Annotated in this window: 26 protein-coding genes; 5 read left to right on the top strand and 21 right to left on the bottom strand. The window is 71.5% G+C overall.

Translation table 11 applies throughout. The features are described 5' to 3' along the window. Nucleotides 1-298 precede the first annotated feature (298 nt). Together IE277_RS17600 and IE277_RS17595 are read right to left on the bottom strand one after the other, a co-directional pair. Nucleotides 299-1,072 (bottom strand): isoprenyl transferase, encoded by a 774-nt coding sequence (locus IE277_RS17600; protein ID WP_189953465.1) that lies wholly within the window; start codon nucleotides 1,070-1,072, stop codon nucleotides 299-301. Nucleotides 1,073-1,909: 837 nt separating this feature from the next. Further along, nucleotides 1,910-2,695 (bottom strand): class I SAM-dependent methyltransferase, encoded by a 786-nt coding sequence (locus IE277_RS17595; protein WP_189953887.1) that lies wholly within the window; start codon nucleotides 2,693-2,695, stop codon nucleotides 1,910-1,912. Between the two features lie 52 nt (nucleotides 2,696-2,747). On the opposite strand from IE277_RS17595, the gene IE277_RS17590 reads away from it, so the two are divergent. Further along, entirely contained in the window at nucleotides 2,748-3,245 is a 498-nt protein-coding gene (locus IE277_RS17590) for a DinB family protein (protein ID WP_189953463.1), read from the top strand. Nucleotides 3,246-3,326: 81 nt separating this feature from the next. Here the strand turns inward: IE277_RS17590 and IE277_RS17585 are convergent, their stop codons facing one another. Then, the gene (locus IE277_RS17585; RefSeq protein WP_189953461.1) at nucleotides 3,327-4,199 is read right to left on the bottom strand and encodes an LLM class flavin-dependent oxidoreductase; all 873 of its coding nucleotides are present in this window, start codon (nucleotides 4,197-4,199) and stop codon (nucleotides 3,327-3,329) included. An 80-nt stretch (nucleotides 4,200-4,279) separates the two neighbouring features. Between IE277_RS17585 and IE277_RS17580 the strand changes: the two genes are divergently transcribed. Then, a complete protein-coding gene (locus IE277_RS17580) occupies nucleotides 4,280-4,660 on the top strand; it encodes a DUF192 domain-containing protein (protein WP_189953459.1) in 381 nt (126 codons plus the stop codon). A gap of 2 nt (nucleotides 4,661-4,662) precedes the next feature. Here IE277_RS17580 and IE277_RS17575 read toward each other — a convergent pair whose 3' ends face one another. From IE277_RS17575 to IE277_RS17510, 14 genes are all read right to left on the bottom strand, one after another. Continuing rightward, nucleotides 4,663-5,277 (bottom strand): OmpA family protein, encoded by a 615-nt coding sequence (locus IE277_RS17575; RefSeq protein ID WP_189953457.1) that lies wholly within the window; start codon nucleotides 5,275-5,277, stop codon nucleotides 4,663-4,665. A gap of 7 nt (nucleotides 5,278-5,284) precedes the next feature. Beyond that, a complete protein-coding gene (locus IE277_RS17570; protein WP_189953455.1) occupies nucleotides 5,285-5,869 on the bottom strand; it encodes a hypothetical protein in 585 nt (194 codons plus the stop codon). A gap of 16 nt (nucleotides 5,870-5,885) precedes the next feature. Next, entirely contained in the window at nucleotides 5,886-6,491 is a 606-nt protein-coding gene (locus tag IE277_RS17565) for a pilus assembly protein TadG-related protein (RefSeq protein WP_189953886.1), read from the bottom strand. Continuing rightward, nucleotides 6,488-6,685 (bottom strand): Flp family type IVb pilin, encoded by a 198-nt coding sequence (locus tag IE277_RS17560; protein ID WP_189953454.1) that lies wholly within the window; start codon nucleotides 6,683-6,685, stop codon nucleotides 6,488-6,490. The genes IE277_RS17565 and IE277_RS17560 overlap by 4 nt, the downstream gene beginning before the upstream one ends. Before the next feature lie 125 nt (nucleotides 6,686-6,810). Beyond that, on the bottom strand, nucleotides 6,811-7,563 hold the full coding sequence (locus IE277_RS17555; RefSeq protein ID WP_189953452.1) for a response regulator: 753 nt from the start codon (nucleotides 7,561-7,563) through the stop codon (nucleotides 6,811-6,813). An 11-nt stretch (nucleotides 7,564-7,574) separates the two neighbouring features. Further along, nucleotides 7,575-8,825 (bottom strand): sensor histidine kinase, encoded by a 1,251-nt coding sequence (locus IE277_RS17550; protein WP_229881748.1) that lies wholly within the window; start codon nucleotides 8,823-8,825, stop codon nucleotides 7,575-7,577. Nucleotides 8,826-9,129: 304 nt separating this feature from the next. After that, entirely contained in the window at nucleotides 9,130-10,017 is an 888-nt protein-coding gene (locus tag IE277_RS17545; protein WP_189953450.1) for a DUF5936 domain-containing protein, read from the bottom strand. Between the two features lie 14 nt (nucleotides 10,018-10,031). Further along, nucleotides 10,032-10,979 (bottom strand): type II secretion system F family protein, encoded by a 948-nt coding sequence (locus IE277_RS17540; RefSeq protein ID WP_189953448.1) that lies wholly within the window; start codon nucleotides 10,977-10,979, stop codon nucleotides 10,032-10,034. 10 nt (nucleotides 10,980-10,989) lie between these two features. Continuing rightward, complete coding sequence (locus tag IE277_RS17535) at nucleotides 10,990-12,327, bottom strand: TadA family conjugal transfer-associated ATPase (protein ID WP_189953446.1); 1,338 nt, start codon at nucleotides 12,325-12,327, stop codon at nucleotides 10,990-10,992. A gap of 15 nt (nucleotides 12,328-12,342) precedes the next feature. Further along, on the bottom strand, nucleotides 12,343-12,690 hold the full coding sequence (locus IE277_RS17530; RefSeq protein WP_189953444.1) for a TadE/TadG family type IV pilus assembly protein: 348 nt from the start codon (nucleotides 12,688-12,690) through the stop codon (nucleotides 12,343-12,345). Between the two features lies 1 nt (nucleotide 12,691). After that, a complete protein-coding gene (locus IE277_RS17525; protein ID WP_189953442.1) occupies nucleotides 12,692-13,072 on the bottom strand; it encodes a TadE/TadG family type IV pilus assembly protein in 381 nt (126 codons plus the stop codon). A 7-nt stretch (nucleotides 13,073-13,079) separates the two neighbouring features. Then, on the bottom strand, nucleotides 13,080-14,315 hold the full coding sequence (locus IE277_RS17520; RefSeq protein ID WP_189953441.1) for a CpaE/TadZ family protein: 1,236 nt from the start codon (nucleotides 14,313-14,315) through the stop codon (nucleotides 13,080-13,082). Nucleotides 14,316-14,327: 12 nt separating this feature from the next. Next, a complete protein-coding gene (gene cpaB / locus IE277_RS17515; RefSeq protein WP_189953439.1) occupies nucleotides 14,328-15,035 on the bottom strand; it encodes a Flp pilus assembly protein CpaB in 708 nt (235 codons plus the stop codon). A gap of 60 nt (nucleotides 15,036-15,095) precedes the next feature. After that, nucleotides 15,096-15,926 carry a hypothetical protein gene (locus IE277_RS17510; RefSeq protein WP_229881747.1) on the bottom strand — a complete coding sequence of 277 codons (831 nt, stop codon included), beginning with the start codon at nucleotides 15,924-15,926 and terminating at the stop codon, nucleotides 15,096-15,098. A 342-nt stretch (nucleotides 15,927-16,268) separates the two neighbouring features. Here IE277_RS17510 and IE277_RS17505 point away from each other — a divergent pair, with 342 nt between their 5' ends. After that, entirely contained in the window at nucleotides 16,269-17,993 is a 1,725-nt protein-coding gene (locus tag IE277_RS17505) for a chitinase (RefSeq protein ID WP_189953438.1), read from the top strand. Between the two features lie 64 nt (nucleotides 17,994-18,057). Here the strand turns inward: IE277_RS17505 and IE277_RS17500 are convergent, their stop codons facing one another. The 4 genes from IE277_RS17500 to IE277_RS17485 all read right to left on the bottom strand — a co-directional run bounded on the left by IE277_RS17500 (nucleotide 18,058) and on the right by IE277_RS17485 (nucleotide 20,996). Continuing rightward, nucleotides 18,058-18,666 carry a hypothetical protein gene (locus IE277_RS17500; RefSeq protein ID WP_189953437.1) on the bottom strand — a complete coding sequence of 203 codons (609 nt, stop codon included), beginning with the start codon at nucleotides 18,664-18,666 and terminating at the stop codon, nucleotides 18,058-18,060. A 181-nt stretch (nucleotides 18,667-18,847) separates the two neighbouring features. Continuing rightward, the gene (locus tag IE277_RS17495; protein ID WP_189953436.1) at nucleotides 18,848-19,258 is read right to left on the bottom strand and encodes a RidA family protein; all 411 of its coding nucleotides are present in this window, start codon (nucleotides 19,256-19,258) and stop codon (nucleotides 18,848-18,850) included. A gap of 8 nt (nucleotides 19,259-19,266) precedes the next feature. Beyond that, nucleotides 19,267-20,016: an IclR family transcriptional regulator gene (locus IE277_RS17490; protein WP_189953435.1), complete on the bottom strand. Its 750-nt coding sequence runs from the start codon at nucleotides 20,014-20,016 to the stop codon at nucleotides 19,267-19,269. Continuing rightward, nucleotides 20,013-20,996, bottom strand: a complete 984-nt coding sequence (locus tag IE277_RS17485; RefSeq protein WP_229881745.1) for a sugar kinase — start codon at nucleotides 20,994-20,996, stop codon at nucleotides 20,013-20,015. Before IE277_RS17485 ends, IE277_RS17490 begins: the two co-directional genes overlap by 4 nt. A 193-nt stretch (nucleotides 20,997-21,189) precedes the next feature. On the opposite strand from IE277_RS17485, the gene IE277_RS17480 reads away from it, so the two are divergent. Together IE277_RS17480 and IE277_RS17475 are read left to right on the top strand one after the other, a co-directional pair. Then, nucleotides 21,190-22,461: an amino acid deaminase gene (locus tag IE277_RS17480; RefSeq protein ID WP_189953434.1), complete on the top strand. Its 1,272-nt coding sequence runs from the start codon at nucleotides 21,190-21,192 to the stop codon at nucleotides 22,459-22,461. Between the two features lie 10 nt (nucleotides 22,462-22,471). Then, nucleotides 22,472-24,082, top strand: a complete 1,611-nt coding sequence (locus IE277_RS17475; protein ID WP_189953433.1) for an N-acyl-D-amino-acid deacylase family protein — start codon at nucleotides 22,472-22,474, stop codon at nucleotides 24,080-24,082. Nucleotides 24,083-24,086 lie beyond the last annotated feature (4 nt).

The following is a 24,086-nucleotide window of genomic DNA, read 5'->3' as shown; positions in this document are numbered from 1 at the left end:
GCCGGTGTCCGGCCCGCGCGTACGGCGGGCCGAGAACCGGCCCTCCGCGGCTGCTTCCGTGCAGTGACCGCACGATCGGGCTGGTGCAAAGGGCCTCCCGGGCGGACGGCCCCGTGCCGTCCGCTGAGATCCGACGCCCGTGGTTCGGGTGTCGGCCTGTTTGCCTTATGCCCTCGAACACTAGCCGCCATGCAAATGTGGCCACCGGCGTGCCGGTGAACTCCTCGTTACGTCCACGCGAACCGGGGTGAGCGGAACGCCCCGTCGGCGGGCGGGCCGACGGGGCGTCCGGGGTGTCTCAGCCGCCGTAACGTCGGTGACGTGCGGCGTAGTCGCGCAGGGCGCGCAGGAAGTCGACCTTGCGGAAGGCAGGCCAGAAGACGTCGCAGAAGTAGTACTCCGAGTGCGCGGTCTGCCACAGCATGAATCCGGACAGCCGCTGTTCGCCGCTGGTGCGGATGACGAGGTCCGGATCGGGCTGCGCACCGGTGTAGAGATGACGGCCGATCATGTCGATGTCGACGGACTCGGCGAGTTCCTCCATCGCGACCCCCTTGTCCTGGGCGTCGAGCAGCATGGAGCGCACGGCGTCGGCGATCTCCTGCCGGCCGCCGTAGCCGATGGCCACGTTGACGAGTATCCCGTCGACGTGGGCGGTGTTCTCCTCCGCCTCCTTCAGCACATGCTGCAGGCCGGCCGGCAGCAGGTCCATCGCGCCGACGTGGTGTACGCGCCAGCGGCCGTCGGCGGCGAGGGTGCGGACGACGTTCTCGATGATGCCGAGCAGCGGGACGAGTTCCTCCTGCGGCCGGTCGAAGTTGTCCGTGGACAGCAGCCAGAGGGTGACGACCTCGACGTCGGTCTCGGTGCACCAGCCGAGGAACTCCTCGATCTTGTCGGCACCGGCCCGGTGGCCGTGGACGGCGGAGGAACCGGACGCCTTCGCCCAACGGCGGTTGCCGTCCATGATGACGCCGATGTGCTTGGGCACCTGGTCGTGGTCCAGGTGGCCCTCCACCCGGCGTGCGTAGAGCCTGACGAGCAGGCTGCGCAGCTTCTCGCGCAGGTTCACGTGGCCCTCCGGGGGATGGGGAGATCGGTGCGGTGGGTGCCGGAGCCGTTGAGCCTACCCCCGCTGGAGGTTTGGTTCTGGCCCGGGGTTTGGGGATCGGGGGTGGGGTGGGTGCGGATTCGCCGTCTGCCGCGGGTCCGCTGCGGCTGGTCGCGCGCACGCGCCGGAGCCGCACATCGAGCACGGTCCCGCGCCCCTCGAACAGGGACGCTCGGCCCCCGCCGAGAGGTTCCCGGCGTTCCCGGCGAACGTCCCCTCGAACGTCCCCTCGGCGGCGGACATGAAAAACGGGCCGGTCCGTGGGGGGGAGACGGACCGGCCCGAGGGGGGGTTTCCACCATAACCCTTCGTAAGGGATGGTGGGTGCATCGGCGGGGCACAACTACTCTCCGGAATCATCCGGCGACGCCCCGGTGGGCGCGGAACACTGGATTCAGGGGTGCCGCATGGCCGATTCACAGCGGAATCCCAGGAGAAACCGGTCGGATACAAAGTGATTCGGAGGGATCCTGATGGATCCGGATGGTTTGGGCCGTCTTGGGAACGTGTCGACGAGTCGCCCCCGGGTCCCCCCGACGGGCTACCCCACCGGTGAATGGTGACTTGACGATTCCGCTACGCGTACACAGCGAGATCACCGGGCGTCACGGCGCCGCACAGCCCCCTCCACTGCGCGGTGCCGCCCGCGCAGTTTTGCTGTCGCGAATAACGTTGGTCTGAACTTACGTGACCAGTGAGGCGGATGTGAACCGGAGCAGATAACGATGTGGAAACCTATGGAAAACTCCGGGTGAACCACGGCTGTTTTCAGCCGTTTTCTCCGGCGCACCCGGTTCGTCAGCGGGCCGGCCTGCGAACGTCGAAGAGATGCCGGGCGCTGTGCGCGACGAACGGCCCTTCCCGCTCGATCCGTTCGTGCAGCGTGCGGAGCCGGGGCTCGTACTCCTCCACCGTGAAGCCCGGGACCATCCACACCACCTTGCGCAGGAAATGGACGACGGCGGCGATGTCGTGGAACTCCATCCGCAGCCGCTGTGCTCGCAGCCCGGCCACCTGAAGCCCCGCCGCCTCGGCGTCGGCCCGCTCGTGCTCGGGGTCCCGGGCGGTGCGCACCTGCTCCGGCTGCGGCCCGAGGAAGTACTCGACCAGCTCGAAGACGCTGGCCGGCCCGACATGCTGGGCGAAGTAGGTGCCGCCGGGCCGCAGCACCCGGGCGATCTCGTCCCAGAAGGGGCGCACCGGATGGCGGCTGAGGACCAGGTCGAAGGTCTCGTCGGCGAACGGCAGCGGCGCGTCGTCCGGGGCGGCGACCACCACCACACCACGCGGCCGGAGCAGGGCGGTGGCCTTCGCCACGTTCGGCGGCCAGCCCTCCGTCGCGGCGGCCAGCGGCGGCCGGGCCGGCTCGGCGCGGCTCAGCGCGAAGTCCAGGACCTCACCGCCGCCGGTCTGGATGTCGAGGGCCGCCCGCGCGTGGGCCAGCCGCTCCCCCGCCGACACGGCGTACCCCCATGAGGGCCGCTCCTCGCTCGCCCGCCCCTCGAACCAGGAGAAGTCCCATCCCTCGGTCGGTGCGGCGGCACCCTCGGCCACGAGGTCCTCGAAGGACCGGTCCACTGCCATACGGGCCATGATCGCAGGGCGCTGTCGGAGCGGCCTGCTAATTTCCATCCGCATGACGACCTGCTCCGCCGGAGAGAAGCAGACGCTGCACGCGAGCCTGAACCGGCACCGGGACGCCGTGCTGTGGAAGCTGGAGGGCCTCGACGACGAGCAGCTGCGCCGGCCGATGACCCCCACCGGCACCAATCTGCTGGGCCTGGTCAAGCATCTGGCCAGTGTGGAGTACGGCTGGTTCGTGGAGACCTTCGGCGGCACGGCCGAGCCCCTGTGGTTCGACCCGTACGACGACATGCGGATCACCCCGCAGGAGACGACGGAACAGATCCTCGCCTTCTACGGCCGGGCCCGCGCCGCCGCCGACACCATGATCGACGGCCTGTCCCTGCAGGCTCAGGGGCGGCCGGCCTGGCAGGACATCACCGTGAGCCTGCGCTGGACCCTGGTCCACATGGTCGAGGAGACCGCCCGGCACGCCGGACACATGGACATCCTGCGCGAGCTGATCGACGGCGCCACCGGCGACCACCCGCCGCTCACGAGCCGGGCCTGACCGGCAACGGGGCGGCCAGGGCGTACACGGAGCGCGTCTCGGCCACCGGCCGGCCTCCTCGGACCACGCCTCCCCGCCGCCTCACCGCACCAGGGGCCGGACCTCCTCGGCGGCGAACCGTACAAAGCCCTCCGGGTCGGGCTCGTCGCCGGTCGGCTGCAGCACGACGGTGTCGGCGCCGGCCTCCGCCAGTCGCCGTACGGCCGTGGCCACGGCGCCCGCATCGCCCGCCACCCCCACGTCCGAGGCCGGATCCAGCCCCTCCGCGGCGCGTTCGGCGCGCAGCCGGGCATCGGCGTCGGGCCCCGTGACGGCGAGCAGATAGACGACCAGGCGGTGCGGTTCGTCGCGCCCGGCCTCCTTCGCCGCCTCCTCGATGAGCCGGCGGGCCTGCCGTACGCCGTCCGCGGAGGTGGCGGCGGTGAGGAGTGTGCCGTCGGCCCTGGCGCCGGACAGGCGCAGCGTACGCGGGCCGGTGGCACCGGCCAGCACGGGCACCGCCTGCTCGGGCGGCCAGTCGAGGGCGACGTCGTCCAGGGTGACGTACCGGCCGCGCACGGAGAGCCGTTCGCCGCGCAACAGGGCGCGCAGGGCGTCGAGATGCTCACCGAGGAGGGTGAGCGGGGAGGCGGCGCGGGCGCCGACCTGGCCCATCCAGTCCTGCACACCGTGGCCGACGACGAGGGTCGCCCGGCCGGGGAACATCCGTTGCAGGGAAGCGGCTTCCATGGCGGTCAGGGCGACGTTCCTGAGGGGTACGGGCAGCAGTCCGACGCCGACCCGCACCCGCTCGGTCCACGCGAGTGCCGCGGCGGCGGTCGAGATCCCGCCCTCCCGGAAACAGTCCTCCCACAGCCACAGTTCCTCCAGCCCCACGTCGTCCGCGGCGCGGGCGACCGCCCGCAGGCGCTCGGGCGGAAGCTGAGGGCGGAACACGACACCGAGTCCAGTCATGGACGCCTTCCTAGTGGGGGAGATGGTGGGGTGGCAACCGGGTTTCGAGAAGCTCAGGGGACGAGGGGGCGGAAGGCGATATGGGCAGACGCTGGCGGGACGGAACCGGACGGCTGGTCGTGCCGGGGGAAGAGGACGAGGCAGGGCCCCGGGTGGTCCTCCCGCTGGAGATCGCGGCGTCGTACCGGGCCCGGACGAAGGGGCTGCTGGGCCGGGACGCGGTCGACGGGGTGCTGCTGCTGTCACCGGCGAGCGGTGTGCACACGTTCGGGATGCGGATCCCGATCGACGTCGCCTACCTCGACCGCCGTCTGACCGTGCTCGCCGTCCGCACGATGCCACCGGGCCGCCTGGGCCTGCCCCGGCCGCGGGCCCGGCATGTGCTGGAGGCGGAGGCGGGCACGATGGCGGGGTGGGGGCTGCGGGCCGGGGTGCGGGTGGGCGTCGAGGGGAGTGAGTAGTCCTATCCCTGGGTGCGGGGGAAGGACACCTCGACGCGGCGGTTCTTGCGGCGGCCCTCCTCGGAGGAGTTGTCGGCGATCGGGTACTGCTCGCCGTAGCCGCGGACTTCGAAGGTGACGTCGGGGTCGTTGAGGTCCTGGTCCAGGACGGCTTGTACGGCGTTGGCACGCTGCTTGGACAGGATGTCGCCGTGGGCCGCGGAGCCGAGGTCGTCGGTGAAGCCGAAGACGCGGATCCGGGTCGCGTTCTGCTTCTTGATCTCCTCGGCGATGGTGGCGATCCGGGCCTTCGCCTCGTCGCCGAGCTTGGCGCTGTCCTTGCCGAAGAGGACCTCGGCCTGCAACGCGAAGGTGACATCCGCGTTGGTGTCCTCGCGTCGCTCGTCCCCGCTCTGGTCCTCGACGACCGACTTGATGTCCAGCACCTTGGGCGCGGCGAGGGTGGCGCCCTCCGGGAGCTTGAGGTCGGGATCGGTGGGGTCGATCTTCACAGGTGCCGCGGCGGAGGGCTCGGTGACGGGGGGCTGGCTGGGGTCCGTGTCGTCGGCTCGGGCCGGGGTGGTGGCGAGGAGGAGGGCGGCGGCGGTGAGGGTGAGCGCGAGACGGGTGGTGGTCACTTCGGCCTCACCCGGAGATCTTGATGGTGGCGGAGGAGAGGGTGGGCATCTGGAGGGCCACCTCGGAGACGTCCGCGGGTGGGGACGGGAACTGCATGAAGACCGCCAGTGACTCACCCGCCTTGAGCGTGTCGAAGCCTGTGGTGGTCAGCGGGCCGCCATCGGTGTCACGCAGAACGTAGTAACGCTTCTTGCCCTTGGAGTCGACCAGAGTGGCTCCGCCCAGGGACGGGCCGTGCTTGGTGATCTCGGTTTCACTACCGCTGAGCGCGGACGGGATGAGCAGTTGCTTGGCCCCGTCGTTCTTCAGGGTGCCGTTCACGGTGACGAAGCCGCCGGAATCGCGTTGCGCGGAGGTGATCTCCAGCAACAGACCATTCGTACCCTTCAGTTCAGCCAGGGGCTGGTCCGACTGCCCCTCCTGACTGCTCGGGTCGGAGCCGGTTGTCCGGGAAACCGACGCCGGACTGGCCGGCCTCTTGTCGTCGCCGCCACCACTTCCACCGCAGCCGGCCACACCGACGGCCAGACCAGCCGCAACGGTCAATGCGACCATCCCCCTGCGGGCCTTCGCAGTGAACCGAATGCTCATCGCTCCGCTTCCTTCGTCATTGATCGTTCGCCGGTGAGTCGGCCAGGTGGACGTCGAAGAGGTCGTACGGCTTCGGGAGCCCTGACGGATCGTCCGGCTTCAGGTCCCACACCTTGTCCTTGCAGGTGAGTCGGGGCAGCGCGTCACCTGCCGCGTCCTCGCCGGGAAGCTTCTTGCAGAGCGGTTCGATCACGGCAGTGGCCGGCTCGACGGAACGCCGGTCCTGCACGCCGGGGACGACGGAATCTCCGACCCGTTTGTCGGTCCGGACCGAGACCGTGATCTTCAAGGCAAGGGAGTCGTCGCAGGCTTCCACATGACCGTCGTTCTGCCCGGCCAGTTGATCAGCTCGCCAGCACGACGGGCCGAAGCTCACCCTGCCGTCGAAGATCTGCTGCCACTTGGCCGGATCCTTCAACGACAGCAGCCACTGTCCCGCCAAGTCGTCACGCCGGTTCTGGGCCGCTGCCAGCGCCGCCGCATCGGCCGCCGTCTGAGCACCGCTTCTGTTCACCGCGGCTTGGCCGACCGCGAGATACGCGAGAGCAAGAAAGAGCAGGCCCGCCACCACCGTGATGTAGATGGGGAAGGCCTGCCCTGCGTCGCGGTGCGGAGGAATCAGCCGCCGGTCACCTCGGTGATCTTGTTCCTGATCGCATCGAAGATCGTCTGCCCGATGCTCGTACCCGTGATCGCCAGCACGATCGCCACGACCACCGCGATGATGCCGAGGTACTCCACCGCGGTCTGGCCCCGGTCGCCGCGAGCCGCGCGGGCCCGCAGATACGCGACGGTGGTGTTGAACCAGTTGCTCATGGTGGTCCCCTCCGGGTTCGCCTCCGATCCGGACAACGTAAGCCGGGGCGCCCCGCCCGCCAGAGGGCCCCAGGGCCCAAGACCGGGCCCACTCACCGCCCTTGGCGTCGTCCCGCGCCCTCATCTCACGCCACCCCCAGCCACTTCGCGGCCGCCTGGGACCTGGTGGTGGTCTGGAGTTTGGCGAAGATGCGGTTGATGTGGTTCTTGACCGTCTTCTCGGAGATGAAGCAGGCGGCGGCGATCTGCTGGTTGGTCATGCCGGACGCGATGAGGTCCATGATCTCCGCCTCCCTCGTACTCAGCCGGAATCGCGAACGGATCGACTGTCCCATAGGGGATTGCAGTTGCGAAAGCACTTGAGGTGAGTTTTCGCCTAAAAAATACGGGACTTGAGATTCCGCGTGTGCAGATGCATTGGCTCGCAGTTCCATGAGCAATGCCTTCGCGGCCCCCGGGGTCACATGCGGCCGGCCCTCCCGGACATCCCGCACCGCACGCACCAACTGCTCCGTCGTGAACTCGCCGTGCACCAGGTATCCCCCGGCCCCCAGTCGCAACGCCTCCCGCACGGTCGCCGTCTCATGGCTGTAGGTGAGCATCATGACCGGCGCCAGCCGCACCAGGTGCGGCAATGCCGAGATTCCGTCGACTCCGGGCATACGGACGTCGAGGAGGATGACGTCCGGACGGTGCCGTAGCGCCGCCTCGTACGCCTCGCGGCCGTCCGTCGCCTCCGCCACCACCGTCGTGTCCGCGCGGCCGGAGAGCAGGGCCGTCAGGCCCGCCCTGACCACCAGGTTGTCGTCGGCCACCAACAGCCGCAGCGGGGGCGGGGCCGGCGCGGGGGCCGCCGGCCAGGGGTGAGCGTGCTGCATGGTGCCTCCTCTCAGGATCGCGGGGGTGCGGGGTCGGGGTCTGGGTGGGTCAGGGACCGCAGGGGTATTTCCACGCGTACCTCCGTGCCCCGTTCGTGCCCGCCCCGGCCGATACGGATCCGGGCGCCCATCTGCGCGGCCCGCTCCACCATGCCGAGCAGGCCGAAGTGGCCGGACTCGCGGAGCTGTTCGAGGGTGGTGCCGGGAGGCAGGCCCCGGCCGTCGTCGTGGACCGACAGGCGCAGCAGTTCGCCGTGGACCGCCGCGCGGACGTCGACGTGGGTCGCGGACGCGTGACGGTGGGCGTTCTCCAGCGCCTCCGCCGTGATGGAGAGCAGATGGCGGGCCAGCGGGGCCGGCAGGGCGGGGACACCGGGGGGCGGCGGGGCGGCGTACGTGACCTTCATCGCGGTACGGGTCGTGAAGTCCCGGATGCATGCATGCAGTTCGGGCCACAGGGGGGCCTGTGCCCCGTCCGGCGCCGGCTCCCTGCGCAGATCCCTCAGCAGCTCCCGGGACTCCGCCGCCGCCCTGCGCGCCGAGCGCGACACCAGGTCCGCCTGGGCCCTTATCCGGGCCGGATCGGGGGCCTGTGCCGAAGCCGTCGCCGCCAGGCCGTCCGCCGCCAGCGCCACGCCGTACAGGGTCTTGGCCACCGAGTCGTGCATCTCACGGGCCAGCCGGGCGCGTTCCGCGCTCACCGCCTCCGCCGCCGCGAGGCGGGCCTGGACCGCCGTCAGGGCCTGGGTGGCCGCGCCGAAGCGAAGCATCAGGTTGCGCAGGGTCGAGCCCATGGCGCCGGAGATGACGCACAGGCCGGGCAGCAGAAGGGCCTCGGCGACGGGGGCGTGCCGGTCGGCCTTCAGCGTGGCGTGGACCAGGAGCAGGATCAGCGACTGGAGCGAGGCGAAGAACGCGGCGCCCCGCCAGCTGTAGGCCAGGCCCGCGAGCAGCGGGGTGCACACGCTGACGTAGGCGAGGGTGGTGTCCGGGCCGGCCGAGATCAGCAGGAGGGAGCCGAAGAGGGTGTCCGCCGCGAGGAGGGACGGGTGGCGCAGCAGGAGGGGGCCGAAGCGCTCCCAGTCGCGGAAGAGGACGTAGGACACCATGAAGGTGACGACCACGGCCGCGCCGACCAGGCGGACGCCCACGCCGGGGGCCGCGTGGAGCAGGGCGGCGGGAGCGGCGATGGCGATCATGGCCAGACGGAAGCCGAACACCTGCCGGCACATCGCCTGCAGTGCGCTGACCTGGATCTTCATGGACGGTTCGGTCGTGGTGGCCGCCGCGCCCGGCGCCGCTTTCGTACGCCGTGCGAACCGGCCGGGGAACCTGTCACGGAATCGGTCGGGGAACCCGTCGCGGAAACAGTCGGGGAACCGGTCGCGGAACCGGGCCGGGATCCCCCTCAGCCATCCGCCGAAGGCCGCGAGGCCATGCCCGTGCCCGTGCCCGAGCCCACGCCCGAGGTCCCGCTTGCGCCCGAGGTCCCGCCCGAGCCCCGGCCCGAGCCCCTGCCCACGCCTGCCGCCGCGCCCCGGCACCCCGGCCACCGCCATCCCCGCCTCACTTCCCCGTGAGTGAGCCGAAGTCCACCCCGGAGCCCAGGATCAGGCCCGCGCCGAGCAGCAGCATCGTCGCCGGGACCATGAACGTGGTGATCATCAGCGTGGCCTTGGGCACCGCGCGGGCGGCCTTGCGGCGGGCGTTCTGGGCGTCGGTGCGGCGCATGTCCTTGGCCAGGGAGACGAGCGTGTCGACGATCGGCGCGCCCAGTTCCTCGCCCTGCTGCAGCGCCGTCACGAACATGGCGACCTGTTCGGAGTCGTTCCTGCGGCGCAGTTCCGCGAAGGCCTGGCGGCGGCTCATGCCGAGGTCCATCTGGCGCAGGGTGATGCGCAGTTCGTCGGCCCAGGGGCCCTCGTAGCGGGAGGCCACCCGGTCCAGGGCCTGGCGGAAGCCGAGGCCCGCGCTGACCACCACGGCCAGTACGTCCAGGAAGTCGGGCAGGGTGCGCTCGATGACGTCCTTGCGGACCCGGATCGCCGACCAGATGCCGACCTCCGTCCAGAACGCGCCGAACAGCAGCAGGAGTACGGCCACGAACCACTGGCCGCGCAGCAGGAAGACCAGGAAGCCGACGGCGCCCAGTGCGCCGTAGACCGCCCGGCGGGCCGCGTAGCGGTCGATGGTCAGGCCGCCGGGGTTGCCGGCGAGGTCGATCTTGCGACGGTACGTGGCGACCAGGCGCGGGCCCATCAGGCGCAGCACGGCGGGGGCGTAGCGCATGCCCATGCGGTCGATGACGGAGCCGACGGCGCCGGTGCGGGTGGCGCCGATCTCCAGGGCGACGGCGAGGTCGCCGGGGAGCTTGGCGTCCGCGCGGTACATGCGGATGCCGGTGAAGGCGCCCCAGACACCGAGGCCCATCAGCAGCGCGAGCAGGAATGCCATGGTGTACGCCCCCCTCAGACGTCGATCCGGCTCAGGCGGCGGATGAGGACAAAGCCGACGGCGTACATCGCGAACGCGACGATCACGCAGGCCTGGCCGACCGGCGAGCCGGTCATCCGCTCCAGCGCGCCGTCCTTGACGCCGTTCATCAGGAACAGCGCGCCGACGCCCAGGACGGGGACGGCGTACGAGGTCATGGTGACCTGGGAGAGCTGGGTGCGGATCTCGCGCCGGGTCTCCTTGCGTTCCTCCAGCGTCTCGGTCAGGTTGCGCAGGGCGCCGACCACCTGGCCGCCGGCCCGGTTCGACAGCACCAGGGTTGTGACCAGGACGACCAGTTCGCGGGACGGGAGCCGGTCGGCCAGCTCCCCCAGCGCCTCGTCCATGGACTGGCCGATGGCCAACTGGTCGGCGACCTTGCCCAGTTCCTCGCCGGCCGGGGCCTCCAGCTCCTCCGCGGCCATGCCGATCGCGGTGCGCAGGGCGAGGCCCGCCTGGGTGGCGTTGGCCAGGATGCGGGCCAGTTCGGGGAGTTGACCGATGAACCGCTCGATGCGCTTCTGGCGCTGCCAGTTGAGGAACTGTACGGCCGCCCAGATGCCGAGCACTCCGGCGAGCGGGCCGAAGAAGGGGGCCAGGGTGGCCTGGCCGATCAGCCAGAGCGCGGCGACCGCGGCGAGCATGTAGACGAGGAACTCGCCGGGGGTGACGTCCAGGCCGGTCGCCGCCAGGCGCAGTTCCAGCCAGCGGCCGAGGCGGGTGCGGCGCAGCCGCCGGTCGAGGTCGCGGAAGCGGCGCCGCCTGCGGCCGGTCGCGGGCACCGGGCCGGTGTGGGTGAGGCGGTCCACGAGGGCGGCGCGCCGGGCCCGGCCCGCGGCGTAGCTGCGCACGCCGGCCACCGCCAGGACGCAGGCCAGCAGCGTCACGCCGGTGGTGAGCTGGACGAGGGTGCGGAGTTCCATGGTCCTGGTCCTACCTGGCTTCTCGGGTGGTGAGTTGGGCCGCCGTGTGGGCGATGCCGAAGGCCTGCGGGACCGGCTGACTCGCCATGTAGAGGCGGTCGGCGGTCCGGCGGGGCAGCGGGAAGTACTGGAAGGTGCCGTACACCCGGCCCTCGGCGGTCATCGGCTGGGCGTCGAACCGGGCCACGGTCGCGAGCCGGTACGGCTCCCCGCCGTGGCTGTCGAGGAGCGCGATCTCGGTGATCCGGCGGGCGCCGTCGGCGAACCGGGTGAGCTGGACGATGACGTCGACCGCGCTGTTGATCTGGTCGTGCAGCGCCACGAAGGGCACCTCGACGTCGGACATGGAGGCGAGGGTCTGCAGCCGGGTCAGCGCGTCCTCGGCGCTGTTGGCGTGCACGGTGGCGAGGGAGCCGTCATGGCCGGTGGACATCGCCTGGAGCATGTCCAGGGACTCACCGCCGCGGACCTCACCGACCACGATCCGGTCGGGCCGCATCCGCAGCGAGTTGCGGACCAGGTCGCGGATGGTGACCTGGCCCTTGCCCTCGACGTTCGGCGGCCGTGCCTCCAGGCGGACCACATGGGTCTGCTGGAGCTGGAGTTCGGCGGAGTCCTCGATGGTGATGATGCGTTCGTGCGGCGGGATGAGCCCCGAGAGGGCGTTCAGCAGGGTGGTCTTCCCGGTGCCCGTGGCCCCGGAGACGATGATGTTGAGCTTCGCCTGCACCAGGCCTGCCAGCAGATACACCATGGGCTCGGCCAGCGAGCCGAAGGAGATCAGCTCCTGCAGGGTGAAGGAGCGCGGGAAGCGGCGGATGGTGAGGATCGGGCCGGTCAGCGACAGCGGCGGGATGATGACGTTGACGCGCTCGCCGGAGGGCAGCCGGGCGTCCACCATCGGGTTCGACTCGTCGACCCTCCGGTTCACCGTCGACACGATGCGCTCGATGGTCTGCATCAGCTGGTCGGCGGAGGCGAACCGGATCGGCAGCTGCTCGACGCGGCCGCCGCGTTCCACGAAGATCGCGTCGGCGCCGTTGACCATGATCTCGGTGATGGAGGCGTCCTCCAGCAGCGGTTCCAGGATGCCGAGGCCGAGCGCCTCGTCCACCACCCGGCGGATCAGCTGCGAGCGTTCGACCGTCGACAGGACCGGTCCCTCGCGGCTGATGATGTGCCCGAGCACCCGCTCCAGACGCGCCCGGCGTTCGGCGGCGGCGAGCGCGCTCATCTCCGCGAGGTCGATCTCCTCCAGGAGCTTGGCCCGGTAGGAGGCGACGAGATGGCCGTCCTCGCCCCGGCTGCCGTGCTCCTCCGGAGTGCTGATGCGTGCCCGCAGGCTCATGTCGGCGACTCCTCGCTAGTGGTCGAGCGGCATGGTGGCGGACCTGGTGGCATCGCCGAAGCCCCAGATGATCTTCGGGATCCTCACTCTGGCGGTGACGGTGACCGAGTCGTCCCCTCCCCCGGTCTCGCCGCACGTCACGGTGAGCGGGCCGCTGACCGCGCCGACGCAGGCCTGCTGCGGGTCCTGCCGCAGAGAGGCCGCCCGCGCCCCCGCCCGCGCCGCCGTGCCGGCCTGTTCGGCGGCGTAGGCGACGGCGCCGATCTGGATGCCGGCCAGGGCCACGATCAGCAGGACCGGGATGAACCCGAGGTATTCGAGGGCGACTTGGCCCGCGTCCCGTCGTCCTTCGCGGTAGCGCATCTCAGTGCTTCACCTCCTCGACGGCACCGGCGTGGCCGTGCACGGTGGCGGGGGCGGAGAACACCCCGGGGAAGAGGACCGGGACCCTGAGGGAGACATCGGCCGTGACATAGCCGGACGGAGAGCAGTTCACCGTCGCGTCTCCCCGCCACGCCGCCGACAGGTGCTTCAGCCCCGCCGCCGAGCAGGCCGCCTGCCGTGCGCCACCCTGCGGCGCGGCCGTCCCCGCCCGCACCGCCTCGTCGGCAGCATTCCCGGCGAGCGTGAAGGTGTACCCCACGAGCACGGCCTGCCACACCAGCACCAGCGTCAGGACGATCAGCGGCGTCATCCCGAGGAACTCGATGCTCACCTGCCCCCGGTCCCCGTCCGGCCTTCTCATGGCGCGCTCACTCCTTCCGCCGCCGGAATCCGGCCGGGCCCCGGGCCGCGCCCGCGCGATGGGTCCCCTCGGCGGCCTTCACCAGGCCCAGTTCCCCGGCGAGCGCCCACAGCGCCTGCTTCACGGAGCTGCGGCTGTCCAGTTCATGCACCCGCCCCGCGTCCACGACGGCCTGCAGTTCCTTGAAGTTGGCGGGTACGGCGGTGCGCGCGAGTGCCGTGCCGGTGATGCGCTGCACCAGCGCGGGCTGGATCTCGGTGTGCCGCGAGAGCCGGTTGACGACCACCGTCGTCTCCTCGGCCTTGCGGATCTGCAGCCGGTCCCACATCCGTACCGTGCGCTTGGCGGCGCGTACGGAGATCACGTCCGGGGTGGTGAGAAGCAGCGCGGTGTCGGCCATCTCCACCACGGCCGCGCCGGCGCCGCCGAGCTGGGCGCCGCAGTCCACCACGACCACCTCGTAGCGGGAGCGCAGGGCACTGACGATCTGCCGGGCGGCGCGGTCGCCGACCTCTTCGCCGCGTTCGCCCTCGGCGGGGGCGAGGAGCAGGACGAGCCCGGTGTCATGGCGGAAGACGGCGTCGGCGAGGACGCGGGGCGAGATGTCGGTGATCGCGGCGAGGTCGACCACGGACCGGCGGAACTGGATGTCCAGGTAGGAGGCGATGTCGCCGGTCTGGAGGTCCAGGTCGACCAGGGCGGTGGGCCGGCCGGAGGCCTGGGCGGCGAGGGCCAGCTGAATGGCCGCGAGCGTCGCTCCGGTGCCTCCCTTGGCGCCGCTGACCGTGACGACCGTGCCGCCGACGCCGCCGAACACATCGGCGGTGTGGCCGAGATGGCGCCGTACCCCGGTCGACCACTGGGCGACGGCCTGGACCCGGCTGGCGAGTTCCTCGTACGACAGCGGGAGCGCGACCAGGCCGCGGGCGCCGGAGTCCATGGCGGCGGCGAACAGGCCGGGGCTCGCGTCGGTGGTGACGAGGATGACGCCGACGGCGGGGAAGCGGAGCGCGACCTCGCGGATCAGCTCCAGGGCGGGGACGGGTCCGATGCGTTCATGGACGACGACCACTTCCGGAAGCTCGTCCACGGACTCGGCGGCGAGCCGGGCGAGGGTGTCGACGAGCTGGGTGGAGTCGCCGACGGGTGGCTGCGGTTCGGCGTCGGGGAGCTGGCTGAGGAGGGTGACGAGGGAGCGGACGGCGTCGGGGTCGGCGCCGGCCGGGAGGATCCTGGTGGGCATGCGGGCCGCCTCTCACTTGTCCGTAGCGAGTTCGTAGGTGCGGTCCTTGTCGGGGACGCTGGTCTCGCCGCCGGGGGCCACCAGCGCCAGCCGGACGCGCTGGGCGAAGGACTCGGCGTAGGTGAGGCGCTGGGCGTCGAGGGTGGACAGCGCGAAGGTGATGGGGACGGCCTCGGTGGGCTGCTGCTGGTTCTTGCCGCTGTCGGGGTCGAGGGCGGTGATCCGGCCGACGTCGAGGACCCGGGCGTCCGTGACGATGATCTTCGACTGGTCGGGGTCGGTGTCCTTCTTCCCGGCGAAGGTGGCATAGACGTTGACCCGGGACCCCGGAGTGATCTTGCCCGCCACGCCGGTCGCCGCGTCGATCATGATGGCGACCTCCTGCTGTCCGGGCTGGAGGGCGGGCTGGTCGACGACCATGTCGGTCTGCAGCAGGGACCCGGCGCGCAGCGTGGTGACGGCGATCTTGCCCTGGATCTGGCGGAGATCGGTGACCGCGTTGCCGGACAGCCACCGCCTGGGCATCCTGATCTTCTCGAACTGCCCGGTGTCCAGCGCGGTGTACGGCTTGACGTCGGACCTGACCTGGTACGCGGTGACCTCGGGCCCGACCTTGGAATTCACGCTGTGGACGACGGAGAGCACGCCGGCGAACGCGCCGAGAGCGCACAGGACCGACAGGATCAGCAGTATCACGCCGCGGCGCTGACGGGAGTTCATGAACCGTGCAACCTCATTGGGGGAATCGGTCGGGCGGGGTGCGGATCAGGTGCGGGCGGGTCAGGCGGGCGTGCGCTGTTCCAGGGCTCTGAGCGGAGCGGGTTCGTACACGGGTGGGGTGGCGGAGCAGAACACACATCTGTCACCGATGACGTCCAGGCCGCACCAGTGACAGCTGGTCTGCCGCACGGACGTGACCAGTTGGTACAGCACGGACAGGTCGGCGAGATAGCCGCAGAACTCGGTCATGCGGCCGGTCCCCCACCACACCGGGGACTCGGCGGGCAGCGGAACCTCGCGCAGCCCGTGCACGCTCCACTGCCCCGCGAGCCCGGCGACCCAGTCGCCCTGCGTCTGCCGGCCCCGGGCGACGAGCATCCAGGTGGTGAACTCGGGCCCCTTGAGCGTGACACCGGGCCCGATACGCTCCAGCTGCGGCTCGGGATGCGCGAGCACGGCGAACTGGCTGCCGGGCATCCAGGACTTGGCGTGCGCCTTCAGGCCGACCGGCACCCGGTCCAGCCGGGCCACGGAACCCAGTACGGCCCCGGCGTGGATGTAGTGGGTGAGCAGCCGGCCTGCGGAGGCGAGGACGCCCGGACTCAGATCGCAGGAGGCGAGCTGGCGCAGCTGCCGGGCGAGCACGGCGATGCCGAGGGGCGGCAGCTCGGGTCGGAAGACGGCGATGCGGTCGCTCTCCAGCAGTGCGCGCAGGGTGTGCAGCCGCCGTACGACGGGCTCCGGGGTGGCCCGGGAGCAGATGACCACCAGATATCCGTACTGCTCGGTCAGGGCGTGGAGTTCGGTGAGCGCGTGCTCCAGCGGCCGCTGGTCGAGGCCGCTCAGCACGACGGCCGGCACGGTCCGTTCGTCCTGCGCCGGCAGTGCCATGTCGGCACTGGTCACGGCAATCGCAGTTGGCACGCGCAGCTCCCCGCTCTTCCCACCCGCCGGCCCACCGGAGTGACTCCCGTGCGCCGGGACGACTTCACTGCGTGACTACGTGAGCACTGTATCCACGGCCGAATGGCCGGAGAACAGCGTTTGTGAAGCCCGCGTGGAACTCGCCGCACACAAGTCCCGCCAAATCCGGACAGGTTGAGCGGGCGCACGGAAACACATCTGGTCTGGACCTCTTGACAGCCGGATTGGTCTGGACCAACTTGTACGCCAACGGTGGCCACCGTCTCTCACCCCTCCCCGCGCAACTCGTGTCCCCCACCGGAGGCCCCAGTGGACCACGCACCAGGCATACCCAGACCCCGCGGACGGCGAATCACCCTGTGGTCCGCCGCCACCGCGCTCGCCCTCTCCGTCGCCGGCCTCACCGCGGCCGCCGGGCCGGCCGCCGCGGCGGACGTCAACAACGTCAGGAACGCGGGCTACGAGTCGGGGTTGGCCGACTGGACCTGTACAGCGGGCAGCGGCACGACCGTCACCTCCCCGGTCCACTCCGGCTCCACCGCGCTGAAGGCGACCCCGGCCGGCCAGGACGACGCCCAGTGCACCCAGCCGGTGGCGGTCCGGCCGGGCTCGACGTACACGCTGAGCGCGTGGGTGCAGGGCGGCTACTCCTACCTGGGCGTGACGGGCACGGGCACGACGGACGTCTCGGCCTGGACCCCCGACACCACGTCATGGAAGCAGCTGTCGACGACCTTCACCACCGGCGCGTCCACGACCTCCGTCACCGTCTACACCCACGGCTGGTACGGCCAGGCGGCCTACTACGCCGACGACGTCTCGGTCTACGGCCCGGACGGCGGAGGGGGCGGCGACCCGGCCCCCACGGTCCCGGCGGCACCCACGGCCCCGGCCGTCTCCGCCACGACCTCCTCCTCGGTCTCCCTCTCCTGGCCCGCGGTCCCGGGCGCGACGGGCTACAAGGTCTACCGTGACGGCACGAAGGTCTCGGCGGTGACGGGAACCTCGGCCACGGTGACCGGACTGACCGCCGCCACGTCGTACACCTTCCAGGTCACGGCGACGAACTCGGCGGGCGAGTCGGCGAAGTCGGCGTCGGTCATGGCCACGACGGCGGCCACCGACACGGGCGGCGGAACCGGCGGGCCGGTGCCCAAGCACGCGGTGACGGGCTACTGGCAGAACTTCAACAACGGCGCGACGGTCCAGAAGCTGTCGGACGTCCCGTCGTCGTACGACATCATCGCGGTGGCCTTCGCGGACGCCACGTCGACGCCGGGAGCGGTGACCTTCAACCTGGACTCCGCCGGCCTGAACGGCTACTCCGTCGACCAGTTCAAGGCGGACATCAAGGCCAAGCAGGCGGCCGGCAAGAAGGTCGTCGTCTCGATCGGCGGCCAGAACGGCACGGTGTCGGTCAACGACTCGGCCTCGGCGGCGAACTTCGCGAACTCCGTCTACTCGCTGATGCAGACGTACGGCTTCGACGGCGTCGACATCGACCTGGAGAACGGCCTGAACGCGCCCTACATGACACAGGCGCTGCGCTCCCTGTCGGCCAAGGCGGGCTCGTCCCTGGTCATCACGATGGCACCCCAGACGATCGACATGCAGTCGACGTCGAACTCCTACTTCCAGACGGCCCTGAACATCAAGGACATCCTCACGGTCGTCAACATGCAGTACTACAACAGCGGTTCCATGCTGGGCTGTGACGGCAAGGTCTACAGCCAGGGCTCGGTGGACTTCCTGACGGCCCTCGCCTGCATCCAGCTCCAGGGCGGCCTGGCCCCGTCCCAGGTGGGCCTCGGCCTGCCGGCCTCGACCAGCGCGGCGGGCAGCGGCTATGTGTCCCCTTCGGCGGTGGACAACGCCCTGGACTGCCTGACGGCCGGCACGAACTGCGGTTCCTTCAAGCCGTCCAAGACCTACCCCGACCTGCGGGGCGCGATGACCTGGGCCACGAACTGGGACGCGGCGGCGGGCAACGCGTGGTCGAATGCGGTGGGAGCGCATGTGCACGCACTGCCGTGACGCGTGACACGACCGCTCCCGTCGTACGGCGACGGGAGCGGTCGCACGGCCCGCTCGCCCGGAGTCAGGCGGTGTCCGGCTTGTCCTCCGGCTCCGGCTTGTCCTCGGCGTCCTCGAAGTACGCGTCGAGCACCGCGTCCAGCTGCTCGTCCCACTCCGCGAAGCGGGACCTGGCCGCCGCCTCGATCTCGATCGGGTACCAGCGGCGCTCAGGGGTGTGCACGGTGATCGTGTAGCGCTTGCCGAAGCGGGGGGACTCCGTCTCCACCGCCGCGATCTCGTCCCAGCGGAACTCGCAGGACTCCTCGTCCAGCCGGAGCCGGACGCCCTTGCGGTCGGCCACGACCTTCGCGCGACGGTCGGCGGCCTCGAAGACCGGGCCACCGTCGTCCGGACCGTCGCCGTCCGAGCCCTCGTCCACGGCCTCCGAGGCGTCCTCGGCCGCTCCGGCGGGCTCGTTCGCCTCGCCCGCCCCGGTCTTCTCGGGTTCCGCCGAGTCCTTCGGCCCGGTCGACTCCGCCGCGTCCCGTGGCTCCGACGCGCCGGGCTTCGTCGGGGACGGGGCCGTGAGTCCGGGGATGAACGCCGGGTCGAACCCGGCGCCCGTCACGGGCCCGGCCTTCGCCGGCTCGGCCTCGGACGGCTTGCTGCTCGCTCCTATGCGCTGCTCCACGTGCGGCAGTATGGACGACTTCCCTGTGCCGGAACCAGTCAGCCCGCTCATCCCCAGGTTCACTCACGTCACGTTCACACGAACACGCTCACCCCCGCCGCGACCGCGAAGCCCGCCACCGACAGCACCGATTCCAGGACCGTCCAGGTCCGCAGCGTGTCCCGCTCGCTGACGACTGCCCTCAGTCGAGTACCGCCAGGGCATCGATCTCGATCAGCAGCCCCTTGGGGAGACCGACGTAGACCGTGGTCCGGGCGGCGGGCGGCTGGGTGAGGCCCTGTTCCTCGAAGTACGCGTCGTACATCTCGTTCATCTCGGCGAAGTGGTCCACGTCCGTCAGATAGACGCGGATCATCATCGCGTCGTCCCAGCTCGCGCCGCCCTCTTCGAGGATCGCCTTGACATTGGCGAGGGTCTGGAGGGTCTGCTCGGCGAGGGTGGGACCGGCCGGCGTCGGGGGCTTGCCGTCCTCGGCGGGCAGGAAGCCGACCTGGCCGGCGACCTGGAGGATGTTGCCCTTGCGCACACCGTGGGAGAACGCGGCGGGCGGGGTGGTGTGGGTCTTCGGGGTGAGGGCGGTCTTTTCCGTCATTCGGGTTCCTATGCTGGCGTTCTTCCGGAGTACTCGCCGCTGATCGCGTCCGCGGTACGGCGGACCTGCGGGAGCAGGGTGAGGAGTTCCTCGGCGGTGACGACCACGTTCGGGGCGGACACCGACATCGCGGCGACCACCCGGCCGTCGGTGCCGCGGACGGGGGCGGCGACGCAGTTGATGGACTCCTCGTGGCCACCGAGGTCGGTCGCCCAGCCCTGTTCGCGCACCTGCTCCAACTCCCGCAGGAAAGCGGGGGCGTTGGGGGTCGAACGGGCCGTGTACAGGGGGTAGTCGAGCTTGTCCGCGAGGGCGTGGCGCTCGGCGTCGGGCAGGTCGGCGAGGAGGAGCTTGGCCACGGCGGCGACCGTGATGGCGACGGGCTTGCCGATCCTGGAGTACATGCGGACCGGGTAACGGCTCTCCACCTTGTCGATGTACAGGACCTCGCCCTCCTCGTACACGGCGAGGTGCACGGTGTGGCCGCAGGCCTCGTTCAGCCGCAGCAGGTGGGGGTGGGCGATCTCGCGGATGTCGAGGTTCTCCATCGCCTCCTGGGCGAGAGCGAAGAGCCGGGCGCCGAGGCGGTAGCGCTGGTCGGACTGGCGGTAGACCAGGCCGTGCTCGTGCAGGGTGCGCAGCAGCCGCAGGGCGGTGGATTTGTGCACGCCGAGGCGGTCGGCGACCTGCCCGAGGTCGGCTGGGCCCTCGGCGAGCAGCGGCAGGATGCTCAGGGCGCGGTCGACGGTCTGACTCATGGGGTGTTCGCCTCCTGTGTGGCCCGCTCGGCCTGCGTCCAGCCGGGGGCGAGTCGAAGTCTCCCCCATGCGGTGTCGTCCAGAGCGGTCAGCCGGTCGGCGTGGTCCCGTGCCGGGGGTGCGGCGAGGTCGCCGGGGGCGGTGAGGGCCGCGGCGGCGAAGAGGTGGCCGTGTCTCAGCCGGGCGCTCGGGGGCAGGCCGCGCAGGGTGGCGGAGAGGAAGCCCGCGGCGAAGGCGTCGCCCGCGCCGGTGGCGGCCACGACGTCGACGCGCAGGGCCGGCTCGGCGGTGGAGGGCCGGCCGGACGCGAACGCCGTCGCGCCCTTCGCCCCCTGCTTGACCACCAGCACCCCCGGCTCCGGCAGCGCCTGCCGGATCGCCCGCGGGCCGCCCGTGATCCCCCAGGCCTGCGCCGCCTCGTCCTCGCCCACGAAGACCAGGTCCGCCCGCCGCGCCAGGTCCAGCAGCAGCGCCGGGCCCTCGGCACCGCGCCACAGGCCCGGCCGGTGGTTCACGTCGAAGGACAGCAGGGGACGGCCGGGGCGCGGAGCCGTCAGTTCGCGCAGCAGTTCGCGGCACTCGGCCGACAGTGCCGCCGTGATGCCCGACAGATGCAGCACCCGGCCCGCCCGTACCGCCGCCAGGTCCACGTTCGCCACGCTCATCGCCGACGCCGCCGAGCCCGCCCGGTAGTACGCCACCTCGTGCGCGCCCGTGCCGCGGTCGGCGGCCGTACGGAAGTACACCCCCGTGGGCCGGTCCGGGTCGCGGCGCACCGACGCGACGTCGACGCCGTACCCGGCGATCCCCTCGACCAGGTGCTGGCCGAAGCCGTCCGCCCCCACCCGGCTCACCCAGCGCGCGCCGTGCCCGGCGGCGGCCAGCACACAGGCCACGTTGGACTCGGCACCGCCGATCGCGCGGTGGAAGGAGGGCACGTCCGCGAGGCGGCCCGGCCGGCCGGGCAGAAAGGTGACCATGGACTCGCCGAGCGCCACGACGTCGACGCGGTCGTGCGCAACGATCCCGGCGTAAGCAGCGTCGTTGATGATGACTCCTGACGGATACCCGGGCGACGGCTCCGTTGACCCGGTGTTCGCGAGATGCTAGACACCAGTTAGCACGATATGCAATGACTGTTGCACATACTGCAACAGTCGGGAGAGGGGCTCCATGCGCACCGAAGCGTTCGCCGGGCTGGCCGAGGAACGTGTCGACCACCGCTTCAAGGGCCTGCCGCCCGACGCCGACGGCCTCACCGTCGGCGAGCTGACCGCCCAGCGCCGCAACCTCTTCGCCGGGGCCGGCGGGTTCACCACCCCGGTCCTCGCCCTGTCCGCCGAGCGCCTCGAACACAATCTGGCCCTCATGGAGACGTACGCCGTCCGGCACGGCCTGGCCTTCGCCCCGCACGGCAAGACCTCCATGGCCCCTCAGCTCTTCCGGCGGCAGATCGAGCACGGCGCCTGGGGCATCACCCTGGCGCTCCCCCACCAGGTGCGCGTCGCGCGGGAGTTCGGGGTGCGGCGGGTCTTCCTCGCCAACGAGCTCGTCGACGCCTCCGCCCTGCGCTGGATCGCGGGCGAGCTGGCAGCCGACCCCGGCTTCCGGTTCGTCTGCTACGCCGACTCGGTCCGTGGCGTCGAGCTGATGGACGCGGCTCTGCGGGGGGCGAAGCGCCCGCTGGACGTCGTCATCGAGCTGGGCGCGGGCGAGGGGGCCCGTACCGGGGTGCGCACGGAGGCCGACGCCCGTGCCGTGGCCGACGCGGTGGCCCGGACGCGGACGCTGCGGCTCGTGGGGGTGGCGGGCTACGAGGCCCAGGTGCCCGGCGCCGACCCGGCCCTGGTGCGCGCGTGGCTGGAGCGACTGGTCGCGCTCGCCGTGGAGTTCGACAAGGCCGGGCGGTTCGCCGGGGCGGACGAGATCGTGGTGAGCGCCGGCGGCAGCGAGTGGTTCGACGCGGTCGCCGATGTCTTCGCCGAGATCCCCGGCCTCTCGCTGCCCGTCCTGAAGCTGCTGCGCTCCGGCGCCTACGTCTCGCACGACGACGTGCACTACAGCAGGCTGACGCCGTTCAACCGGGTGCCCGAGGAGGGCTCCCTGGAGCCCGCGTTCCGGCTGTGGGCCCAGGTCGTCTCGCGGCCCTCGCCCGACCAGGCGTTCCTCAACGCCGGCAAGCGGGACGCGGCCTACGACCTCGACCTTCCGGTGGTGCACGTGGTGCGCCGGGACGGCACGGAGCGCCCGGCGACCGGAATCGAGGTGAGCGCCCTGTCCGACCAGCACCTGTGGCTGCGCACCGAGCCCGGCGCGGACATCGAGGTGGGCGATTGGATCGGCCTCGGTCTCTCCCACCCGTGCACGTCCTTCGACAAGTGGCAGCTGATCCCGGTGGCCGAGGCGGACGGCACGGTCGTCGACTACATCCGTACGTTCTTCTAGGAGGCGGGGCATGGAGGACCTGGTCGTCCGGGACGCCGACGTCGTCGACGGCAGCGGCGCGCCGTCGTACCGCGCCGATGTGGTGATCGACGGCGGGCGGATCGTCTCGATCGTCAAGGAGGCCGCCGCGTCCGGCTGCGGGCGGCCGTGCGCCATGCGCGAGTTGGACGCCGAAGGCCTCGTCCTCTCCCCCGGCTTCATCGACATGCACGCCCACTCCGACCTGGAGCTGCTGCGCGACCCCGACCACAGCGCCAAGGCCGCGCAGGGGGTGACGCTGGAGGTCCTCGGCCAGGACGGGCTGTCGTACGCGCCGGTGGACGACCGTACGCTGGAGCAGGTGCGCCGGGCGATCACCGGGTGGAACGGGTACGGCGACGACATCGACCTCGACTGGCGGTCGGTCGGCGAGTACCTGGACCGGCTGGACGAGGGCATCGCCGTCAACGCGGCCTATCTCGTCCCGCAGGGCACGGTCCGCGCGCTCGTCGTCGGCTGGGAGGACCGCGCGGCGACCCCCGAAGAGCTGGACCGGATGCGGCGGCTGGTGGCGGAGGGGATGGCGCAGGGCGCGGTCGGGCTGTCCTCCGGACTCACCTACACACCCGGCATGTACGCCCCGGACGCCGAACTGACCGAGCTGTGCCGGGTGGTGGCGTCGTACGGCGGCTACTACTGCCCGCACCACCGCTCCTACGGCGCCGGCGCGCTCGAGGCCTACGCCGAGATGGTGGACCTGGCCCGGGAGGCCGGCTGTCCGCTGCATCTGGCCCACGCGACGATGAACTTCGGCGTGAACGAGGGCCGGGCACCCGAGCTGCTCGCCCTGCTGGACCGGGCCCTGGACGCCGGCGCGGACATCACGCTCGACACCTATCCCTACACCCCCGGCTGCACCACCCTGGCCGCGCTGCTGCCGAGCTGGGCGAGCGAGGGCGGCCCGCGGGAGATCCTGGCCCGGCTCACCGACCCGGCGACGGCTGGCCGGATCCGGCACGACCTGGAGGTGACCGGCTCGGACGGCTGCCACGGCGTGCCCGTGGAGTGGGAGAAGGTCGAGATCTCGGGTGTCACCGGCCCCGCGCCCGCGGACCTCGTGGGCCGCACCGTGCGGGAGGCGGCGGACCGGCGCGGCGAGGACCCCTGGGAGACCGCCCGCCGGCTGCTGGTCGAGGACCGGCTCGGTACGACGGTCCTGCAGCACGTCGGCCATGAGGACAACGTCCGCACGATCATGCGGCACCGCACCCACACCGGCGGCTCCGACGGAATCCTCCGGGGCGACAAGCCGCACCCGCGCGCCTACGGCACCTTCCCGCGCTATCTCGGCCACTACGTACGGGAGTTGGGCGTGCTCTCGCTGGAGGAGTGCGTCGCCCATCTCACCGCCCGGCCCGCGGCCCGGCTGCGTCTGCCGGACCGCGGGCTGGTGCGCGAGGGACACCGGGCCGACCTGGTGCTGTTCGACCCGGAGACGGTGGCGTCCGGCGCGACCTTCGCGGCGCCCCGCACGCCGCCCACGGGGATCCCGTACGTCCTGGTCGACGGGCGGTTCGTCATCGAGGACGGGAGGCGGACGGATGTGCTCGCGGGCCGGTCGGTGCGCCGTACGCCGGTGTGAGGGC

This window comes from Streptomyces alanosinicus, from assembly GCF_014650595.1.
Taxonomy (GTDB): Bacteria; Actinomycetota; Actinomycetes; order Streptomycetales; family Streptomycetaceae; genus Streptomyces; species Streptomyces alanosinicus.
This window is presented reverse-complemented; position numbering and strand designations above follow the sequence as displayed.